The following is a 16,488-nucleotide window of genomic DNA, read 5'->3' on the forward strand; positions in this document are numbered from 1 at the left end:
CTTAACTAATTTTTTTGAAAATAACACACGCATTGTGTCCACCAAATCCAAAGGTATTGCTCAAAGCAACATTTACTTCCCTTTCCTGCGCTTTGTTAAGCGTTAGATTAAGTTTTGGATCTATCTTATCATCTACCGTAGTGTGGTTGATAGTAGGCGGCACCAAACTGTGTTCCATCGCCAAGATGGAAGCAATGGCTTCTACAGCCCCTGCAGCACCCAACAAATGTCCGGTCATGGATTTTGTAGAGTTGATATTGATATTTGGGGCATGATCTCCAAATACCTCGGTAATGGCCTTTAGTTCTGCCACATCCCCAAGGGGTGTAGACGTACCGTGGGTGTTAATAGCATCCACGTCTTCCGGTTTTAATCCGGCATCCCTTAGACAGTTTTCCATTACCCGAATCACACCTGTTCCTTCGGGATGTGGTGCAGTCATGTGATAAGCATCACTAGACAATCCTCCACCCACTACTTCGGCGTATATTTTGGCACCCCTTGCTTTGGCATGCTCGTATTCTTCTAGTATTAAAGCTCCGGCTCCTTCACCAAGAACAAATCCGTCCCTAGTGGCATCAAATGGCCTAGAAGCTGTTTCGGGTTCATCGTTTCTTGTAGAAAGTGCATGCATGGCTCCAAAACCACCCATACCTGCAATGGTCACAGCAGCTTCACTACCACCGGTTACCACGACATCACAAGTCCCCAAACGAATCGTATTTAACGCGTCTATAATAGCATTGGCCGCAGAGGCACATGCTGAGACGGTTGTATAATTGGGCCCCATAAATCCATGCTTAATGGAAATATTCCCTGGAGCAATATCTGCAATCATCTTAGGAATGAAGAATGGGTTGAACCGTGGGGTCCCATCTCCCTTCGCAAAATCCATGACTTCGTTTTGAAAAGTTTCCAAGCCGCCAATTCCTGCTCCCCAGATTACTCCAGTCCTAAACTTGTCTATCTTATCCAAATCCAAACCAGAATCCTTTATGGCCTCATCCGAAGCTATAAGGGCATATTGCGCAAACCTATCCAGTTTACGTCCTTCTTTCCTATCAAAATAATCTTCGGTTTTATACCCTTTTAGCTCGCACGCAAATTTCACCTTAAACTTCTCAGTATCGTAGTAGGTAATAGGTGCAGAGCCGCTTTTTCCGTTCTTAAGACCCTCCCAGTATTCCTCTATATTATTGCCTATGGGCGTTAAAGCTCCAAGACCAGTAACCACAACTCGCTTTAATTGCATTGAAACAGATTTTTGTTTATCCTAATAAGTAATGCGTAAATTAAAAAAAATTATCCATGCAGCGTCCTTACCACATGGATAATTTTGAAACTTGTTCAAGAATTCATAAAATTACTTGGCTTCTTCTATATAACTTATAGCTTGACCAACTGTAGCAATATTCTCTGCTTGATCATCCGGAATCTGGATATCAAATTCCTTTTCGAATTCCATTATCAACTCAACAGTATCCAATGAATCCGCGCCTAAGTCGTTGGTAAAGCTAGCTTCGGTTACCACTTCGTTCTCGTCAACACCTAACTTATCTACGATGATAGCTTTTACTCTTGATGCAATGTCTGACATAATAATATCGGTTTTAAAAATTTAAATTGATTGGCAAAAATAAAAAACTTTAGATTAATACCACCATTTGTCCTTAAAATGTAACCTAATTTAATAAATTTAAGTACAAGAGTAGTACTTTTACCCAAAATTTTTTCCGATTTCTAGCCCTTAACACCTAATGAAAACAATTGTACTTTTTGCTTCCGGATCTGGTTCCAATGTAGAAAACATCATCGAATACTTTAAGGACAGTACCGAGGTCCAGGTTAAATGTGTGCTCTCCAACAATAGAAAGGCCATGGTTTTTGAGCGATGCAATCGCCTACATATTAGCGCCCTTTATTTTAACAGGACTTCCTTTTACAAATCGGATTGCGTATTGGATGTTCTTAGATCTTTAAATCCAGATCTAATAGTTTTAGCTGGGTTTCTATGGAAAATTCCTGAAAACCTCATTCAAAATTTCCCCAACAAAATTGTAAATATCCACCCCGCTCTATTGCCAAAGTATGGGGGCAAGGGAATGTACGGCATGCATGTGCACCAAGCCGTGAAAGAAAACAAGGAGACGGAGACAGGGATTACCATACATTATGTCAATGAAAATTACGATGAGGGCGCTATCATCGCCCAGGAAAGTGTATCTCTGGATGCTACAGACACTCCGGAGACCATTGCAGAAAAGGTACACCAACTGGAATACGAACACTTCCCTAAAGCGATCCACAAAATTATAAGGGAATTATAATGGCCAAAAACAATAAATTCTATACAGTTTGGAAGGGATTAAAGCCCGGCATTTACGAAAGCTGGAAAGAATGTAAAGCAGCCATCAATAATTATAAGGGCGCCCAATACAAGTCGTTTCCCACCCGCGAGGCCGCCCAAAAAGCCTTTAATGGAAATTACGAGGACTACAAGGGCAAAAACACCAAAACCCAGGGTTTGACCCCACAAGAACTTTCAAAAATAGGCGCCCCCAATTACCATTCCATTTCCGTGGATGCCGCTTCTAGTGGCAATCCCGGCATCATGGAATACCGTGGGGTGGATACCAAGACCAAAAAAGAGCTCTTTAGGCAAGGCCCCTTTAAACAGGGCACCAATAATATTGGGGAGTTTTTAGCGCTGGTACACGGACTCGCGTATTTGAAACGGCACAATAGCAATAGGATTATCTATACGGATTCTAGAACGGCCATGAGCTGGGTGCGCAAAAAGAAATGCAACTCCAAGCTAACGGAATCTACTAAAAACAAAGACGTCTACGAACTGGTTAGGCGAGCAGAGAACTGGCTACAGACCAATACCTATACTACGGTAATTGTAAAATGGGAAACCAAGGCCTGGGGAGAGATTCCTGCCGATTTTGGGAGGAAGTAAAAGGTAATAGAAGCTTACTAAAAGGTAGCTCTCCTCTAAGATTCCGCAATTTCATATTTAGCACAAGCAAAATGATGCTCGCGCTAGCATAGGCGCTACAAATTCACAAATCCTGCCAATTAAGACAGCTACTGCGTGTCAGCCTATTCAGTCAGGCCAGCCTACCTATTTCGAAAGATAGGCGACGTCGCCCGTACCAAAACCAATATAAACATGCAAAACAACCGCAGAAAAATGTTCACGCTAGCTCGTATAGTAAATTCAAAATATTTAAAAATTGATTTCCAACCCTATTGCATTGGTATTTCAATATCCTATCTTTGCACAAATTTTAAGACTTAATGGGCAAACTATTAATTGTAGGCACTGTTGCCTTTGATGCTATTGAGACCCCTTTTGGGAAAACAGACAAAATTCTTGGTGGGGCAGCAACCTTTATAGGACTGGCAGCCTCCCAATTTAATCTGAAATCGGCCATCGTCTCAGTGGTTGGTGAAGATTTCCCCCAAGAATATTTAGACTTACTTTCTAGCAAGAACATAGATATTACGGGCCTACAAGTAGTAAAAGGCGGAAAAACCTTTTTTTGGAGCGGTAAATACCACAACGACCTAAACTCTAGGGACACCTTGTCTACCGAACTTAATGTATTGGCCGATTTTGAACCTATAGTTCCAGAAAATTTTAAGGATGCAGACGTAGTGATGCTGGGCAATTTGCACCCTAGCACACAATTAAGTGTAATTAATCAGATGGAAGAACGACCAAAGCTAATAGTATTGGATACCATGAATTTTTGGATGGACCATGCTTTGGACGAATTAATGGAAGTTATTAAGCATATAGACGTTATCACCATAAACGACGAAGAAGCCAGGCAGCTTACTGGAGAATATTCTTTGGTAAAGGCAGCTGAAAAGATTCAGGAAATGGGTCCAAAATTCGTTGTCATCAAAAAAGGAGAGCACGGTGCCCTGTTATTCCAGGGATCCAAAGTGTTTTTTGCCCCTGCACTTCCCCTAGAGGAGGTTTTTGACCCTACTGGAGCGGGCGACACCTTTGCCGGTGGTTTTACCGGATATTTGGCCGAGTATAAGAATGCTAATTTCAGCAGTCTTAAACGCGCCGTTATCCACGGATCTAACCTCGCCTCGTTCTGCGTGGAGAAATTTGGAACCGAACGCATGACAAATTTAGACAAAGAAGAAGTAAACAACAGGTTGATCCAATTTAGGGAATTGACCCAATTTGATATAGAATTACAATAATCGCATGCCTTGAACTTTCAAGGCATTTTTAATTCCAGAATAAATGAGCGACGCCATTAAGCACGAGTGTGGAGTTTCCCTAATAAGGTTGCTAAAGCCATTGGAGTATTACAAAGAAAAATACGGTACTGCCTTTTACGGAGTAAATAAGATGTACCTAATGATGGAAAAACAGCACAACCGGGGTCAGGATGGAGCTGGATTTGCCAGCATAAAGTTAGACATGGAGGTTGGCGAAAGGTATATGAGTCGGGTACGATCCATAGACAAGCAACCCATACAGGATATTTTTGCGCAGATCAACGACCGCATCAACACCAGCCTAAAGGAAAACCCAGAATACGCTGATGATGTAGCCAAGCAAAAACGCTACATTCCGTATATTGGAGAGGTGCTTTTAGGGCACGTTCGCTACGGGACCTTTGGCAAAAACAGTATAGAAAGTGTACATCCCTTTCTAAGACAGAACAACTGGATGCACAGGAATCTTATTGTTGCCGGAAACTTTAACATGACCAATGTTAATGAGCTTTTTGACAACCTGATTCAAATAGGCCAACATCCTAAAGAAAAGGCCGATACCGTAACCGTTATGGAAAAGATTGGTCACTTTTTGGATGATGCGGTTGCCAAATTGTACAAGGAAATTAAAAAGGAGGGCTTTAATAAAAGGGAGGCCTCCCCCATTATTGCCGAAAGGTTAAACGTGGCCAAAATTCTAAAGCGGGCTGCAAAGAACTTTGACGGTGGCTATACGATGGCCGGAATGTTAGGCCATGGCGACTCTTTTGTACTTAGGGACCCCGCTGGGATACGCCCTGCCTATTACTATATAGACGACGAGGTAGCCGCAGTAGCTTCCGAAAGACCGGCCATACAGACCGTTTTTAACGTTGCTTTTGAAGATGTTAAGGAGCTAGCTCCTGGACATGCAATTATCATCAAGAAAAACGGCAAGGTAAAAATCAAAAAGATTGTAGAGCCTACGGAGCGTAAGGCGTGTTCTTTTGAACGTATTTATTTCTCTAGGGGAAGCGATAAGGAAATTTACCAGGAAAGAAAAGAGTTGGGAAAATTACTGTTCCCCTTGATCCTTAAATCCATTAAAGAGGATATAAGAAATACCGTGTTCTCTTATATCCCCAACACGGCCGAAACTTCCTTCTTTGGAATGGTAATCGCCGCTCAGAATTATATGAACAAAAAGAAAGAGGAACAGATTCTTTCTATTGGTAGGAAAATTACGGCAGAGGAATTACACGATATTCTAGAAGTACGGCCAAGAATAGAAAAGGTGGCTATTAAAGACGCCAAGCTAAGAACGTTTATTACCCAAGATAATGGTAGGGACGATCTGGTAGCACATGTATATGACATTTCCTATGGATCTGTAAAAAAGGGCGACAACCTGGTTATTATTGACGATAGTATTGTACGGGGCACCACTCTTAAAAAGAGTATCTTAGGTATATTGGACCGCTTGTCTCCCAAGAAAATTGTGGTGGTTTCGTCTGCACCTCAGATCCGCTATCCCGACTGCTATGGAATAGATATGGCTAAACTGGAAGACTTTGTTGCTTTTAGGGCCGCGCTGGAATTGCATAAAGACCGGGGCACCATGCATTTAGTAGAGGAAATCTATCAAAAGTGCGTTAATCAAGTGAACAACCCAGACGCCAAAATCATCAACTATGTAAAAGAGTTTTACGATCCCTTTACGGATGAGGAATTATCCGAAAAGATCGGCGAAATATTAAGTCCGCCAGACATTAAGGCAGAGGTTGAAATTATCTTCCAGACTATTGACAACTTACACCTAGCCTGTCCACAGAATTTAGGAGACTGGTATTTTACGGGGGATTATCCCACGCCAGGTGGTAATAGGGTAGTAAATAAGGCATTCATAAACTTTTATGAAGGCAAAAACGAAAGAGCCTATTAATTGACTTATAGAATGGGATAAAAGGGAATTTCATCGGTAAAAATCACTTTTTATCGCAGTTTTAACCTATGTCGCACAGACTGCTATTAAATTAGCAGTACCATAGCATAAGTAGAATTAAGTTCATGGTAAGATTTGGGGCAAAAAGGGCGGGGTATTCCCCCGCCTTTTTTATTTTCTACTATTTTCTCCCTACCACCTCCACATACCAGCCTCTTTTTTACCAAAAGATGCATTTCAACTCTTTTAAGCAGACATTCATCCAAAACCTTTTTTCCCTTTCCTTGGTAATCTTATGTTTGGAGTACCATAGCATAAGTAGGTTAAGTTTATGGTAAGATTTGGGGAAAAAGGCAGAGCGATAAGCTCTGTCTTTTTATTTTAACACTATCCGAATTGATGCCATCCTCTATTTTTAAGCCCTACCACTCTCACAGCAAGTAGAAGTTTAATTTAATGGACAGCGCCTTCTTGTTACTCCATTAGAGGCCGAATCCATTGACTGACATCAAATTTGCAGTCTCAGAGAAGGATATTCAATGGCCCACAAAACTCCTCCCAGTCAGCAAAATTCATACGAATACAGCTTATAATTAAGCTTAGACGTCTTTGAACTCTTTTGTTATGTACCATAATACTCTTATTTTAGTTGCACCATAGCATGAGTAGATTTAAGCCTATGGTAAGATTTGGGAAGAAAAGGGTGGGGTTTCCCACCCTTTTCTATTTCAAAAAAAATCCCGTCTTAAACCTAATTAAGACGGGATTTTGATGTTATGCAAGTCGTTAACAAAAAACTATGCTAACGGGAAGCAATGGAATAAATTACTTTTTATCTGCGTAAGAAGCAGCTACTTTTTCCCAATTAACTACATTGAAAAAAGCGTTGATATAATCTGGCCTTCTGTTTTGATAGTTTAAGTAATAAGCATGCTCCCACACGTCCAATCCTAAAATTGGGAATCCTCCACAGCCAGTATCCGGCATTAGTGGGTTATCTTGGTTAGGAGTAGAACAAATTTCCAACTTACCTCCCTCATGAACACATAACCAAGCCCAACCAGAACCAAACCTAGTGGCTGCCGCCTTAGCGAAAGCATCCTTAAATGATTCGAAAGATCCAAAGCTAGAGTTGATAGCATCAGCTAGCTCGCCCTTAGGCTCACCACCACCATTTGGTCCCATTACGTCCCAAAATAGAGAGTGGTTAAAAAAGCCACCTCCATTGTTCCTAACTGCTGCATTGGACATATCCAAATTCTTCAACAGCTCCTCAATGGACTTATTGGCCATATCGGTGCCCTCAATAGCATTGTTCAAATTGGTAGTATATCCATTGTGGTGCTTGGTATGGTGAATTTCCATGGTCCTAGCATCAATATGTGGTTCCAATGCGTCATACGCATAAGGTAACTTAGGTAATTCAAAAGCCATAATAATATTGTTTTTTAAAATTAATGTTGTTATCCCAAAAATAAGATATTACTTAAGATTTTCAGCTAAAAATATGTTAAGAACTATCATATATTGCTTAATTTGCGACTAAAACGACGTGCAAGAGGCCCCATACAAAATTTATAACGCATCCGCCGGTTCCGGAAAGACGTATACCCTTGCCAAAGAATACCTCAAAATAATCCTTTCCTCCGATTTAAACAAGAGTTATAGGAATATTCTCGCCATCACTTTTACCAACAAGGCGGTAAACGAAATGAAGCAGCGTATTCTGGGCAGCCTTTTCATTTTTGGAAGGGCAAGAGTGGAAACCGAGATCCCATATATGTTATTGGACATATCCAAGGAGCTAAATGTGGAGGTAGCCATTCTACAAAAAAGAGCGAAACAGGCCCTTAAGGAGATATTACACAACTATGCTTTTTTTGATGTTTCTACCATCGATAAATTTACCCATCGCCTCATTAGAACTTTTGCCAAGGACCTAAAACTACCCCAGAATTTTGAAGTGGTCTTGGACACCGATGGATTGTTGGATGAGGCCATTGCCAAATTAATAAACAAGGCAGGCAGCAATAAGGAGCTCACCAAGGTGATGATAGATTTTGCCCTGGAAAAGATAGATGAGGACAAAAGCTGGGATATAAGCTTTGATCTACATAAGGTTGGAAAATTGCTCTTTAATGAAAACCACTTGCCACACCTAAAAAAGCTAGAAGGTAAGCAGATTCACGATTTTCAGAAATTGAAAACCACCTTGTCCCAAAACATCAAGGTTTTGGAGGAGCAAATATTGAAAGATGCCCAAGACATCCTAGCCATTATTGAAAGAAACGGGCTAGAGTTCAAAAACTTTAGATCGGGCTGGTTTCCAAAATTCATTCAAAAAATAGCATCGGGCGACCTAAAGATGGATTTTAAGTCGGGCTGGAAACAAAATTTTGATTCTGAACCACTCTACACCAAGACCTGCCCAGAAGACATCAAGCTTATTTTAGACGGACTCCATTCCGAGTTCAACGAACATTTTCAACACATAAAAGAAAACCACACCGCGGCTTCCCTTATGCGGAACGCCTACAAAAACTTAGTCCCTCTAACCGTATTAAACGCTATACAACAAGAAATAAAGACTTTGGAGTTAGAGCGAGACCTACTTCCAATCTCTTCCTTCAACAGTCTTATATCCAACGAGATAAAAGATCAACCAGCACCTTTTATCTATGAAAGGATCGGGGAAAAGTACCGCCATTATTTTATAGATGAATTTCAAGACACCTCCCAAATGCAATGGAACAACCTAACTCCATTGATAGGCAATGCCTTGGAAAGCGAAGACGCACTGGGGAAAATTGGATCCCTAATGCTAGTAGGCGACGCCAAGCAGGCCATTTACCGATGGAGGGGTGGTAGGGCAGAGCAATTTCTAAACCTAATTAACCTAGACGAAAACCCATTTGTTTATCCCCCTTTAACAGCCAATCTACCCGCCAACTATAGGAGTCATGAAGAGGTCATAAAATTCAATAACGACTTCTTTACCCGTACCAGTGAATTTCTGGAAAACAGCACTTACAATAAATTATTTATAGAGGGCAACCAACAAGCGTATAACAGCAAAAAGGATGGCATGGTACAGCTATCCTTTATAGAGAATAATGAGGAAGACCTAAACCAAAACGAATTGTATTGCCAGGCTGTATGGAACAGCTTACAACAGATTCTGGAAAAGAAGTATTCCCTAAAGGATATATGCATCCTAACGCGGAAGAAAAAAGATGGAATTGTTATCGCCGACTTCCTAATGCAGCAGAACATCCCCATTATTTCCTCCGAAACGCTATTACTAAACAGCAATCCAAAGGTTCGGTTTCTGATTAATCTTCTTCGGTACAGCCTACAACCCGATGATTTGGAAATCTCATTTGAGCTCCTCTCCTTTTTATTTGAGGATGAAAAAAACCTAAACCAGTTAATACAAACCCATCTTAAGGAGGTAGACAGTTTGTTGAAGAACCAATACGGGTTTAAGCTGGAAGAATTAAGGCAATCCTCTGTCTACGATGGCTTGGAGCAGGCCATTAAGAAGTTTGACCTAGCGGAAAGCTCGGACGCCTATATCACCTATCTCTTGGATGTGGTACAGGAGGTAGAACAAAAGGAAGGCGCCAACAGTCAAGTATTTTTGGCGCATTGGGAAAAGAAAAAGGATTCACTGAGCATTACGGCCCCAGAAAATGTAGATGCCGTGCAGATCATGACCATCCATAAATCTAAGGGATTGGAGTTCCCTATTGTGATTTTCCCCTTTGCCAACTCCAATATATACGAAGAAATAGATCCCAAATTGTGGATTCCCGTTCCCGAGCACTCCTTTAACGGTTTCCCAGAACTTCTAATCAACAAAAACAAGGATGTACTTACCTATGGCGCAATGGCCGAGGCTATTTACGAGGAAGAACAACACAAACTGGAGCTAGATGCCTTTAATCTATTGTACGTAGCACTGACTAGGGCCGAAAAAGGGCTTTACATCATTTCCAAAAAGGATCTCGACGCTAAGAATGTACATAAAACCAACTATTACTCTGGTCTATTTATCCACTACCTAAGAGAAAAAGGGCTTTGGGAGGATAACAAGCTAACATACCAGTTTGGTGAATTAGAAGCTGCTGACGGAAACGAAAATGCTACGGATTCACAAGAGAATATCCCCTATCTGTACAGCTATAAGGACCGCCCTGAATTTCGCATCTTAACAAAATCGGGAGCACTTTGGGACACCACTAGGGAAACGGCCATAAACAAAGGAAATTTAGTCCATCTAATTATGGGCCAAATAAACGGTAAGGAAGACATTGCACCTGCCGTAACGGGAGCGGTAAAAAACGGGTCGCTATCCCAAGACGATGAGCCTGAAATACTGGAAAAGGTCACCGGCATTGTGATGCATCCAAAATTATCCAGGTACTATGGCAAGGATTTGGAAATTAGAAACGAACAGGAGATCCTTACTCAGGATGGAAAAATCCTGCGACCAGACCGTATCGTTTTAAACGGAAAACAAGCCACAATCATCGATTACAAAACGGGGATGAAAAATGAAGCCTATCACCAGCAACTTTATGTGTATGCAGCAGCATTGGAAGGGATGGGCTATGAAATAGAAAACAAAATTCTAGTTTATATCAACGAAGATATTATATTAGACTTTATAATTTAATAAAAGTTATGTACGGAAACATTAAAGAACATTTACAGAACGAATTAGCCGCCATTAAAGAGGCCGGACTTTACAAAGAAGAAAGAATAATCACCACCCCACAGGGTGCGGTGATAAAAACAGATACAGGACAGGAAGTTATTAATTTTTGCTCTAACAACTACCTAGGCCTTTCTTCCCACCCAGAGGTAATACAAGCGGCAAAGGATACGTTGGACTCTCACGGATTTGGCATGTCGTCCGTACGCTTTATTTGCGGAACCCAGGACATTCACAAAAAGCTTGAGAAAAAGATCGCTGAATTCTACGGCACCGAGGATACCATATTGTACGCCGCTGCCTTTGATGCCAATGGAGGCGTTTTTGAACCTCTATTGACCGCTGCCGATGCCATAATATCCGATTCGCTGAACCACGCCTCCATTATAGACGGGGTTCGTTTGTGTAAAGCTAAGCGGTATCGCTATGCCAACAATGATATGGGCGATCTGGAAGCACAATTAAAACAGGCCAATGCAGATGACGCTAGGTTCAAGATCATTGTGACGGACGGGGTATTCTCCATGGACGGCTTGGTTGCCCCTCTGGATGAAATTTGTGATTTAGCTGAAAAATACGATGCCATGGTAATGATAGATGAGTGCCATGCTACCGGCTTTATTGGGGAGACCGGAAAGGGCACCCTAGAAGAAAAGAATGTAATGGACAGGATAGATATCATTACAGGGACCCTGGGCAAGGCCATGGGTGGCGCCATGGGTGGTTATACTACTGGAAAAAAGGAAATCATAGAAATCCTAAGACAACGTTCTAGACCCTATTTGTTCTCCAACTCCTTGGCTCCGGCTATTGTGGGGGCCTCATTAAAGGTATTCGACATCTTGGAAAAGGACCAGAGCTTAAAGAAGAAGCTGGACGAAAACACGGCCTATTTTAAGGAAGGAATCAAGAAGGCCGGCTTTGATATTATAGATGGAGACTCTGCCATTGTTCCGGTAATGCTCTACGATGCCAAGTTATCACAGAAGATGGCAGAAATGTTACTGGAAAAGGGGATATACGTGATTGGATTCTTTTATCCGGTAGTACCCCAAGACAAGGCAAGGATACGTGTTCAGCTATCGGCCGCACATGAAAAGGAACATCTAGACCATGCCATTAAAGCATTTACGGAGGTTGGGAAAAGTTTGGAAATAATTTAATTGAAGCTTTTCTCCTACGGATTGAGTTAAAAAAACCAATTAAATGATTTTGTTAATAAACTTTAACAACTTACATTTGTAATTAATAATCACTTAAACTTAAATCAATTAACATGAAACATCTTAGCAGAATACTAGTTGTTGCCCTACTCCTTGTAGGTTTTAACAACATACAAGCGCAAGACGATAATAACCCTTGGCAAATAACATTCGGTGCAAACGCAATTGACGTTTTCCCAACAGAGGATGTTAGCAGCTTTGGAAATGAGTTCTTCAATGCTACAGACCACTGGAATATGCTACCGTCTATCTCTTACGTAGGAGTATCGAAATATGTAGGTAGTGGTTTCTCCGTAGGTGCAAGAGGTTCCTTGAACCGTATCGATAAATGGGGGGATGTTAGTGTAGACGATTTATCTCACTATGCAGTAGACGGAACCATTAAGTACGCTTTTTTAAGCAACACTGTGGTTGATCCGTTCGTAGAAATCGGTGGTGGTTATACTTGGATAGACGAAATTGGCGCTGGAACCCTAAATGGTGGTGTTGGAGTTAATGTTTGGTTTACCGAAAACATTGGCCTTACCCTTCAGACTGCTTACAAGCACGTTTTTGAGGATTATGCTACCGCAAGCAGACCTGCAGCTATCACTCATTTTCAGCACATGGCAGGTATTGCCATCAAATTTGGTGGTGTAGATACGGACGGAGATGGTATCTATGACAAAGACGATGCTTGTCCTGAAATTCCAGGTTTAGCTCAGTTTAACGGATGTCCAGATTCTGACGGCGATGGTATCCCAGATAAGGATGATGAGTGTCCTAACGAAGCTGGTTCCAAAGAAATGAACGGTTGTCCTGATAGCGACGGAGACGGTATTGCCGATAAGGATGATGCTTGTCCTAACGAAGCTGGTCCTGCCGCTCTAAACGGTTGTCCTGATTCTGATGGTGACGGTGTTGCCGATAAGGATGATGAGTGTCCTAACGAGGCTGGTCCTGCTGCCAACAACGGTTGCCCATGGCCAGATACTGACGGAGACGGTGTTTTAGACAAAGACGATAAGTGTCCAGATGTTGCTGGAACCGTAGCCAACCAAGGTTGTCCTGAGGTTACTGAAGAAGTACAGAAGCAATTAAACGAGTATGCTAGAACCATCTTGTTTGATACTGGAAAATCTACTATCAAAGCTTCCTCTACTTCTGTAATGGTAGATATTATTACTATCCTTAAAGAGTATCCAAATGCTAAGTTTACAGTAGAAGGACACACAGACAGTGTAGGTAGCAAGACTCTAAACCAAAGACTTTCTGAAGCTAGAGCCCTTTCTGTGAAGGAGTTCTTAGTAGACAAAGGAATTGAAGAGTTCAGATTATCTGCCATTGGATACGGTGAGGATAAGCCAATAGCTACTAATAATACTTCTAAAGGTAGAGCTCAAAACAGAAGAGTTGAAATTAACTTGGTGAAGTAATCATCAATACCAATAGATATTAAGAAAAGCTCCGCGATTGCGGAGCTTTTTTCGTTTACACCCCGGCTAAGACCTAGTCTACCACCTTGTTAATCCCTCTTCATATTTCCAAAAACATTAAGTTACCAAGTCCGCCCTTAACTACAATCTATATCCTATATTTAGGGCGTAAATCAATTGCAAAACATATCCATTTGTGAAAAGCTTTATTCAACAGATAGTAGACCACCTCCTAGATACATACCCCTCCCTAGACAACATCACCGTAGTACTTCCCAGTAAAAGAGCGGGAACCGTGCTTAAAACCGCTTTGGCGAACACGGCGAATAAAACCTGCTTTGCGCCAAAAATATATAGCATAGAGAACTTTGTAGCACACATCTCCCAATTGGAAACCGCTAGCAGTACAGAGCAACTTTTTACGCTATATGAAGCTTACCAAAACGTTGAAAAAGAAAATAGGGAACCCTTTGCCGCATTTGCAAAATGGGGGCAGATCTTACTTCAGGACTTTAATGAAATAGATCGCTACCTCATAGACGCCCAGGATATTTTCTCCTACTTAAAGGACATCCAGGAGCTAAATCATTGGTCACTACAGGCAGATCGATCCCAGATCATTACCAATTACCTTCAATTTTGGAAGCAATTACACCCCCTATATACTACCTTCAATAAATTACTTAAAGACAAACATATAGGGCATCAAGGACTTATTTACCGCACTGCCTGTGAAGAATTGCCACAATACTTGGAAAACAGACCAGAAACGACCCATGTATTTGCAGGTTTTAATGCGCTGAACACGGCAGAGTCCCATATTATACAGGAGTTACTATCCAAAGGAAAAGCCGAGATACTGTGGGATATAGACCCTTATTTCTTAAATGATCCCGTGCACGATGCCGGCTACTTTATTAGACAGCATAAAAAGAACTGGCCCTGGTTACAGCACAACCCACTAAAAGGCCTCACCAATTATTACTCCCATCATAAAAACATCCATATTATAGGGGTACCAAAAAATGTTTCCCAGACCAAATACGTGGGCAACCTCCTATTACAATTAAAACAGAAAAATGCGGCCAACCTAAAGAATACCGCCATTGTCCTGGGAGATGAAAATCTCCTAAACCCGCTGCTCAACTCTATTCCACAGGAAATAGATACCGTAAACATCACCATGGGATACCCCTTAAGCAGTACACCCCTGGCTAGCATGTTCTCCCAGTACCTGGATTTACATTTAAAAAAGGATGGGGCAGGCTGGTACTTTCAGCAAGTATTGGATTTTCTTTCGCATCCTTATGTACAGCTACTCTTTACACACCATAATAAGAACCATGCCTCCCTTTTGGCAGACACGATTAAGAAGAACAACTGGGCCTTTGTAAGTCCCAAAAACCTAGTTTTGGACACCCCGGAAATTCAGCTGCTCTTAGACCTATTCTTTTTAGAGAAACAGCAAAGCGCAGCACAATTTTTAATTAACTGCCAGAAAGTAGTATTAAGTCTCAAGGAAAAATTTTTAAAGACAAAGGATAACTTAGGGCTAGAATACCTCTACAAGTTTTACTCCCTCTTTAACCAGCTTCAGGAAATGGTGGCCACCTATGCGTTTATAAACGACCTAAAATCCTTGGAAAGTCTTTATAGGGAATTGCTGAGGACCGAGACGCTAGATTTCCAGGGAGAACCATTGGAAGGCCTGCAAATAATGGGAATGTTAGAAAGTAGGGCCTTAGATTTTGAGACCGTTATCCTGACCTCAGTGAACGAGGGTATCCTTCCATCGGGAAAATCTAATAACTCCTTTATTCCTTTCGACTTAAAAAAGTATTATCAGCTCCCAACCTACAAGGAGAAAGACGCCGTATATACGTATCATTTTTATCGACTATTACAAAGAGCGAAGAATATTTACCTAGTCTACAATACCGAACCCGATGTATTGGAAGGAGGGGAAAAGAGCAGGTTACTGACCCAATTACTCACAGACGAAAATAAAATATCCCAGATAAAGGAAAGCATCGCCGCTCCAGAAATACAATCGACTCCCAAAACCCTGCAAATCGTACATAAAGATACCGGCCTTATGGAGTTGATAAAAAAACATGCGGAAAATGGCTTTTCTCCAACCTCGTTGACCAACTATGTACGGAATCCTATAGATTTTTATAAGCGAAACCTCTTAGGGATAAACGAAACTATAGAAGTGGAGGAAACCGTTGCGAGCAATACCTTTGGAACCATTGTTCATGACAGCCTAGAAGATCTCTATAAGCCCTACCTCAACCAAGTACTAACGGAAGCTATGGTCCAAGACATGCAAGGGAAGGTAAAAACCACCGTGCTATACCACTTTAACAAGAGTTTTGCTGAAGGGGATATCTCCAAGGGGATAAATCTTATTGCCTATGAGGTAGTTCTCCGATATATTTCCAATTTTTTGGCCATGGAAATAGAGGCTGTAAAAAAGCATGAAATTAGGGTTATAGGGATTGAAATAAATCTAAGGATGGAACTGGAAATACCTGGGATCGATTTTCCCATTGTTTTAAAGGGAAAATTAGATCGTATAGACGAAAAGGATGGCCAACCTAGAATAATCGATTATAAAACGGGTAAGGTTATGCAGGGAGATGTGGAACTGATAGCATGGGACCCAATTATTGAAGATTATAAATACAGTAAGTGCTTTCAACTCCTATGCTATGCTCTAATGTATAATCATAGCACACCAACACCCTCTTTAGAGGCTGGAATTATATCCTTTAAAAACCTGAAATCGGGAGTTTTAAGCTTTGCCACCAAAGAGAAAAAGGGCAGTAGAACCAAGGATAAACAAATTACCCAAGAAACTATCGCCCTTTTTACCACTGTTTTAAATCAACTGATATCCGAAATTTGCAATCCGGATATTCCCCTGACCGAAAAAGAGGTGTAACTTACTTTTTATCT

Annotated in this window: 11 protein-coding genes; 8 read left to right on the top strand and 3 right to left on the bottom strand. The window is 41.3% G+C overall.

What is annotated here, in order from left to right; translation table 11 throughout:
• Position 1 precedes the first annotated feature (1 nt).
• The gene (gene fabF / locus F1E73_RS08330; RefSeq protein ID WP_086475704.1) at positions 2-1,252 is read right to left on the bottom strand and encodes a beta-ketoacyl-ACP synthase II; all 1,251 of its coding nucleotides are present in this window, start codon (positions 1,250-1,252) and stop codon (positions 2-4) included.
• Positions 1,253-1,363: 111 nt separating this feature from the next.
• Entirely contained in the window at positions 1,364-1,597 is a 234-nt protein-coding gene (locus F1E73_RS08335) for an acyl carrier protein (RefSeq protein ID WP_008269813.1), read from the bottom strand.
• 160 nt (positions 1,598-1,757) lie between these two features.
• Here F1E73_RS08335 and purN point away from each other — a divergent pair, with 160 nt between their 5' ends.
• The 4 genes from purN to F1E73_RS08355 all read left to right on the top strand — a co-directional run bounded on the left by purN (position 1,758) and on the right by F1E73_RS08355 (position 6,172).
• Complete coding sequence (gene purN / locus F1E73_RS08340) at positions 1,758-2,327, top strand: phosphoribosylglycinamide formyltransferase (protein WP_150451652.1); 570 nt, start codon at positions 1,758-1,760, stop codon at positions 2,325-2,327.
• A complete protein-coding gene (locus F1E73_RS08345) occupies positions 2,327-2,962 on the top strand; it encodes a ribonuclease H1 domain-containing protein (RefSeq protein WP_086475702.1) in 636 nt (211 codons plus the stop codon). Before purN ends, F1E73_RS08345 begins: the two co-directional genes overlap by 1 nt.
• 341 nt (positions 2,963-3,303) lie before the next feature.
• A complete protein-coding gene (locus tag F1E73_RS08350) occupies positions 3,304-4,230 on the top strand; it encodes a PfkB family carbohydrate kinase (RefSeq protein ID WP_150451653.1) in 927 nt (308 codons plus the stop codon).
• A gap of 43 nt (positions 4,231-4,273) precedes the next feature.
• The gene (locus F1E73_RS08355) at positions 4,274-6,172 is read left to right on the top strand and encodes an amidophosphoribosyltransferase (RefSeq protein WP_086475700.1); all 1,899 of its coding nucleotides are present in this window, start codon (positions 4,274-4,276) and stop codon (positions 6,170-6,172) included.
• Positions 6,173-6,997: 825 nt separating this feature from the next.
• On the opposite strand, the gene F1E73_RS08360 is transcribed toward F1E73_RS08355, so the two are convergent.
• Positions 6,998-7,606 (bottom strand): superoxide dismutase, encoded by a 609-nt coding sequence (locus tag F1E73_RS08360; protein WP_150451654.1) that lies wholly within the window; start codon positions 7,604-7,606, stop codon positions 6,998-7,000.
• Positions 7,607-7,724: 118 nt separating this feature from the next.
• Between F1E73_RS08360 and F1E73_RS08365 the strand changes: the two genes are divergently transcribed.
• The 4 genes from F1E73_RS08365 (at position 7,725) to F1E73_RS08380 (ending at position 16,474) form a co-directional block, all read left to right on the top strand.
• Entirely contained in the window at positions 7,725-10,850 is a 3,126-nt protein-coding gene (locus tag F1E73_RS08365; RefSeq protein ID WP_150451655.1) for a UvrD-helicase domain-containing protein, read from the top strand.
• A gap of 8 nt (positions 10,851-10,858) precedes the next feature.
• Positions 10,859-12,052, top strand: a complete 1,194-nt coding sequence (kbl, locus tag F1E73_RS08370; protein ID WP_086475696.1) for a glycine C-acetyltransferase — start codon at positions 10,859-10,861, stop codon at positions 12,050-12,052.
• Positions 12,053-12,165: 113 nt separating this feature from the next.
• The gene (locus F1E73_RS08375; protein WP_086475695.1) at positions 12,166-13,527 is read left to right on the top strand and encodes an OmpA family protein; all 1,362 of its coding nucleotides are present in this window, start codon (positions 12,166-12,168) and stop codon (positions 13,525-13,527) included.
• Positions 13,528-13,723: 196 nt separating this feature from the next.
• Entirely contained in the window at positions 13,724-16,474 is a 2,751-nt protein-coding gene (locus F1E73_RS08380; protein ID WP_150451656.1) for a PD-(D/E)XK nuclease family protein, read from the top strand.
• Positions 16,475-16,488: the final 14 nt, after the last annotated feature.

Origin of the sequence: Arenibacter lacus (assembly GCF_008711145.1) — a bacterium.
Taxonomy (GTDB): domain Bacteria; phylum Bacteroidota; class Bacteroidia; order Flavobacteriales; family Flavobacteriaceae; genus Arenibacter; species Arenibacter amylolyticus.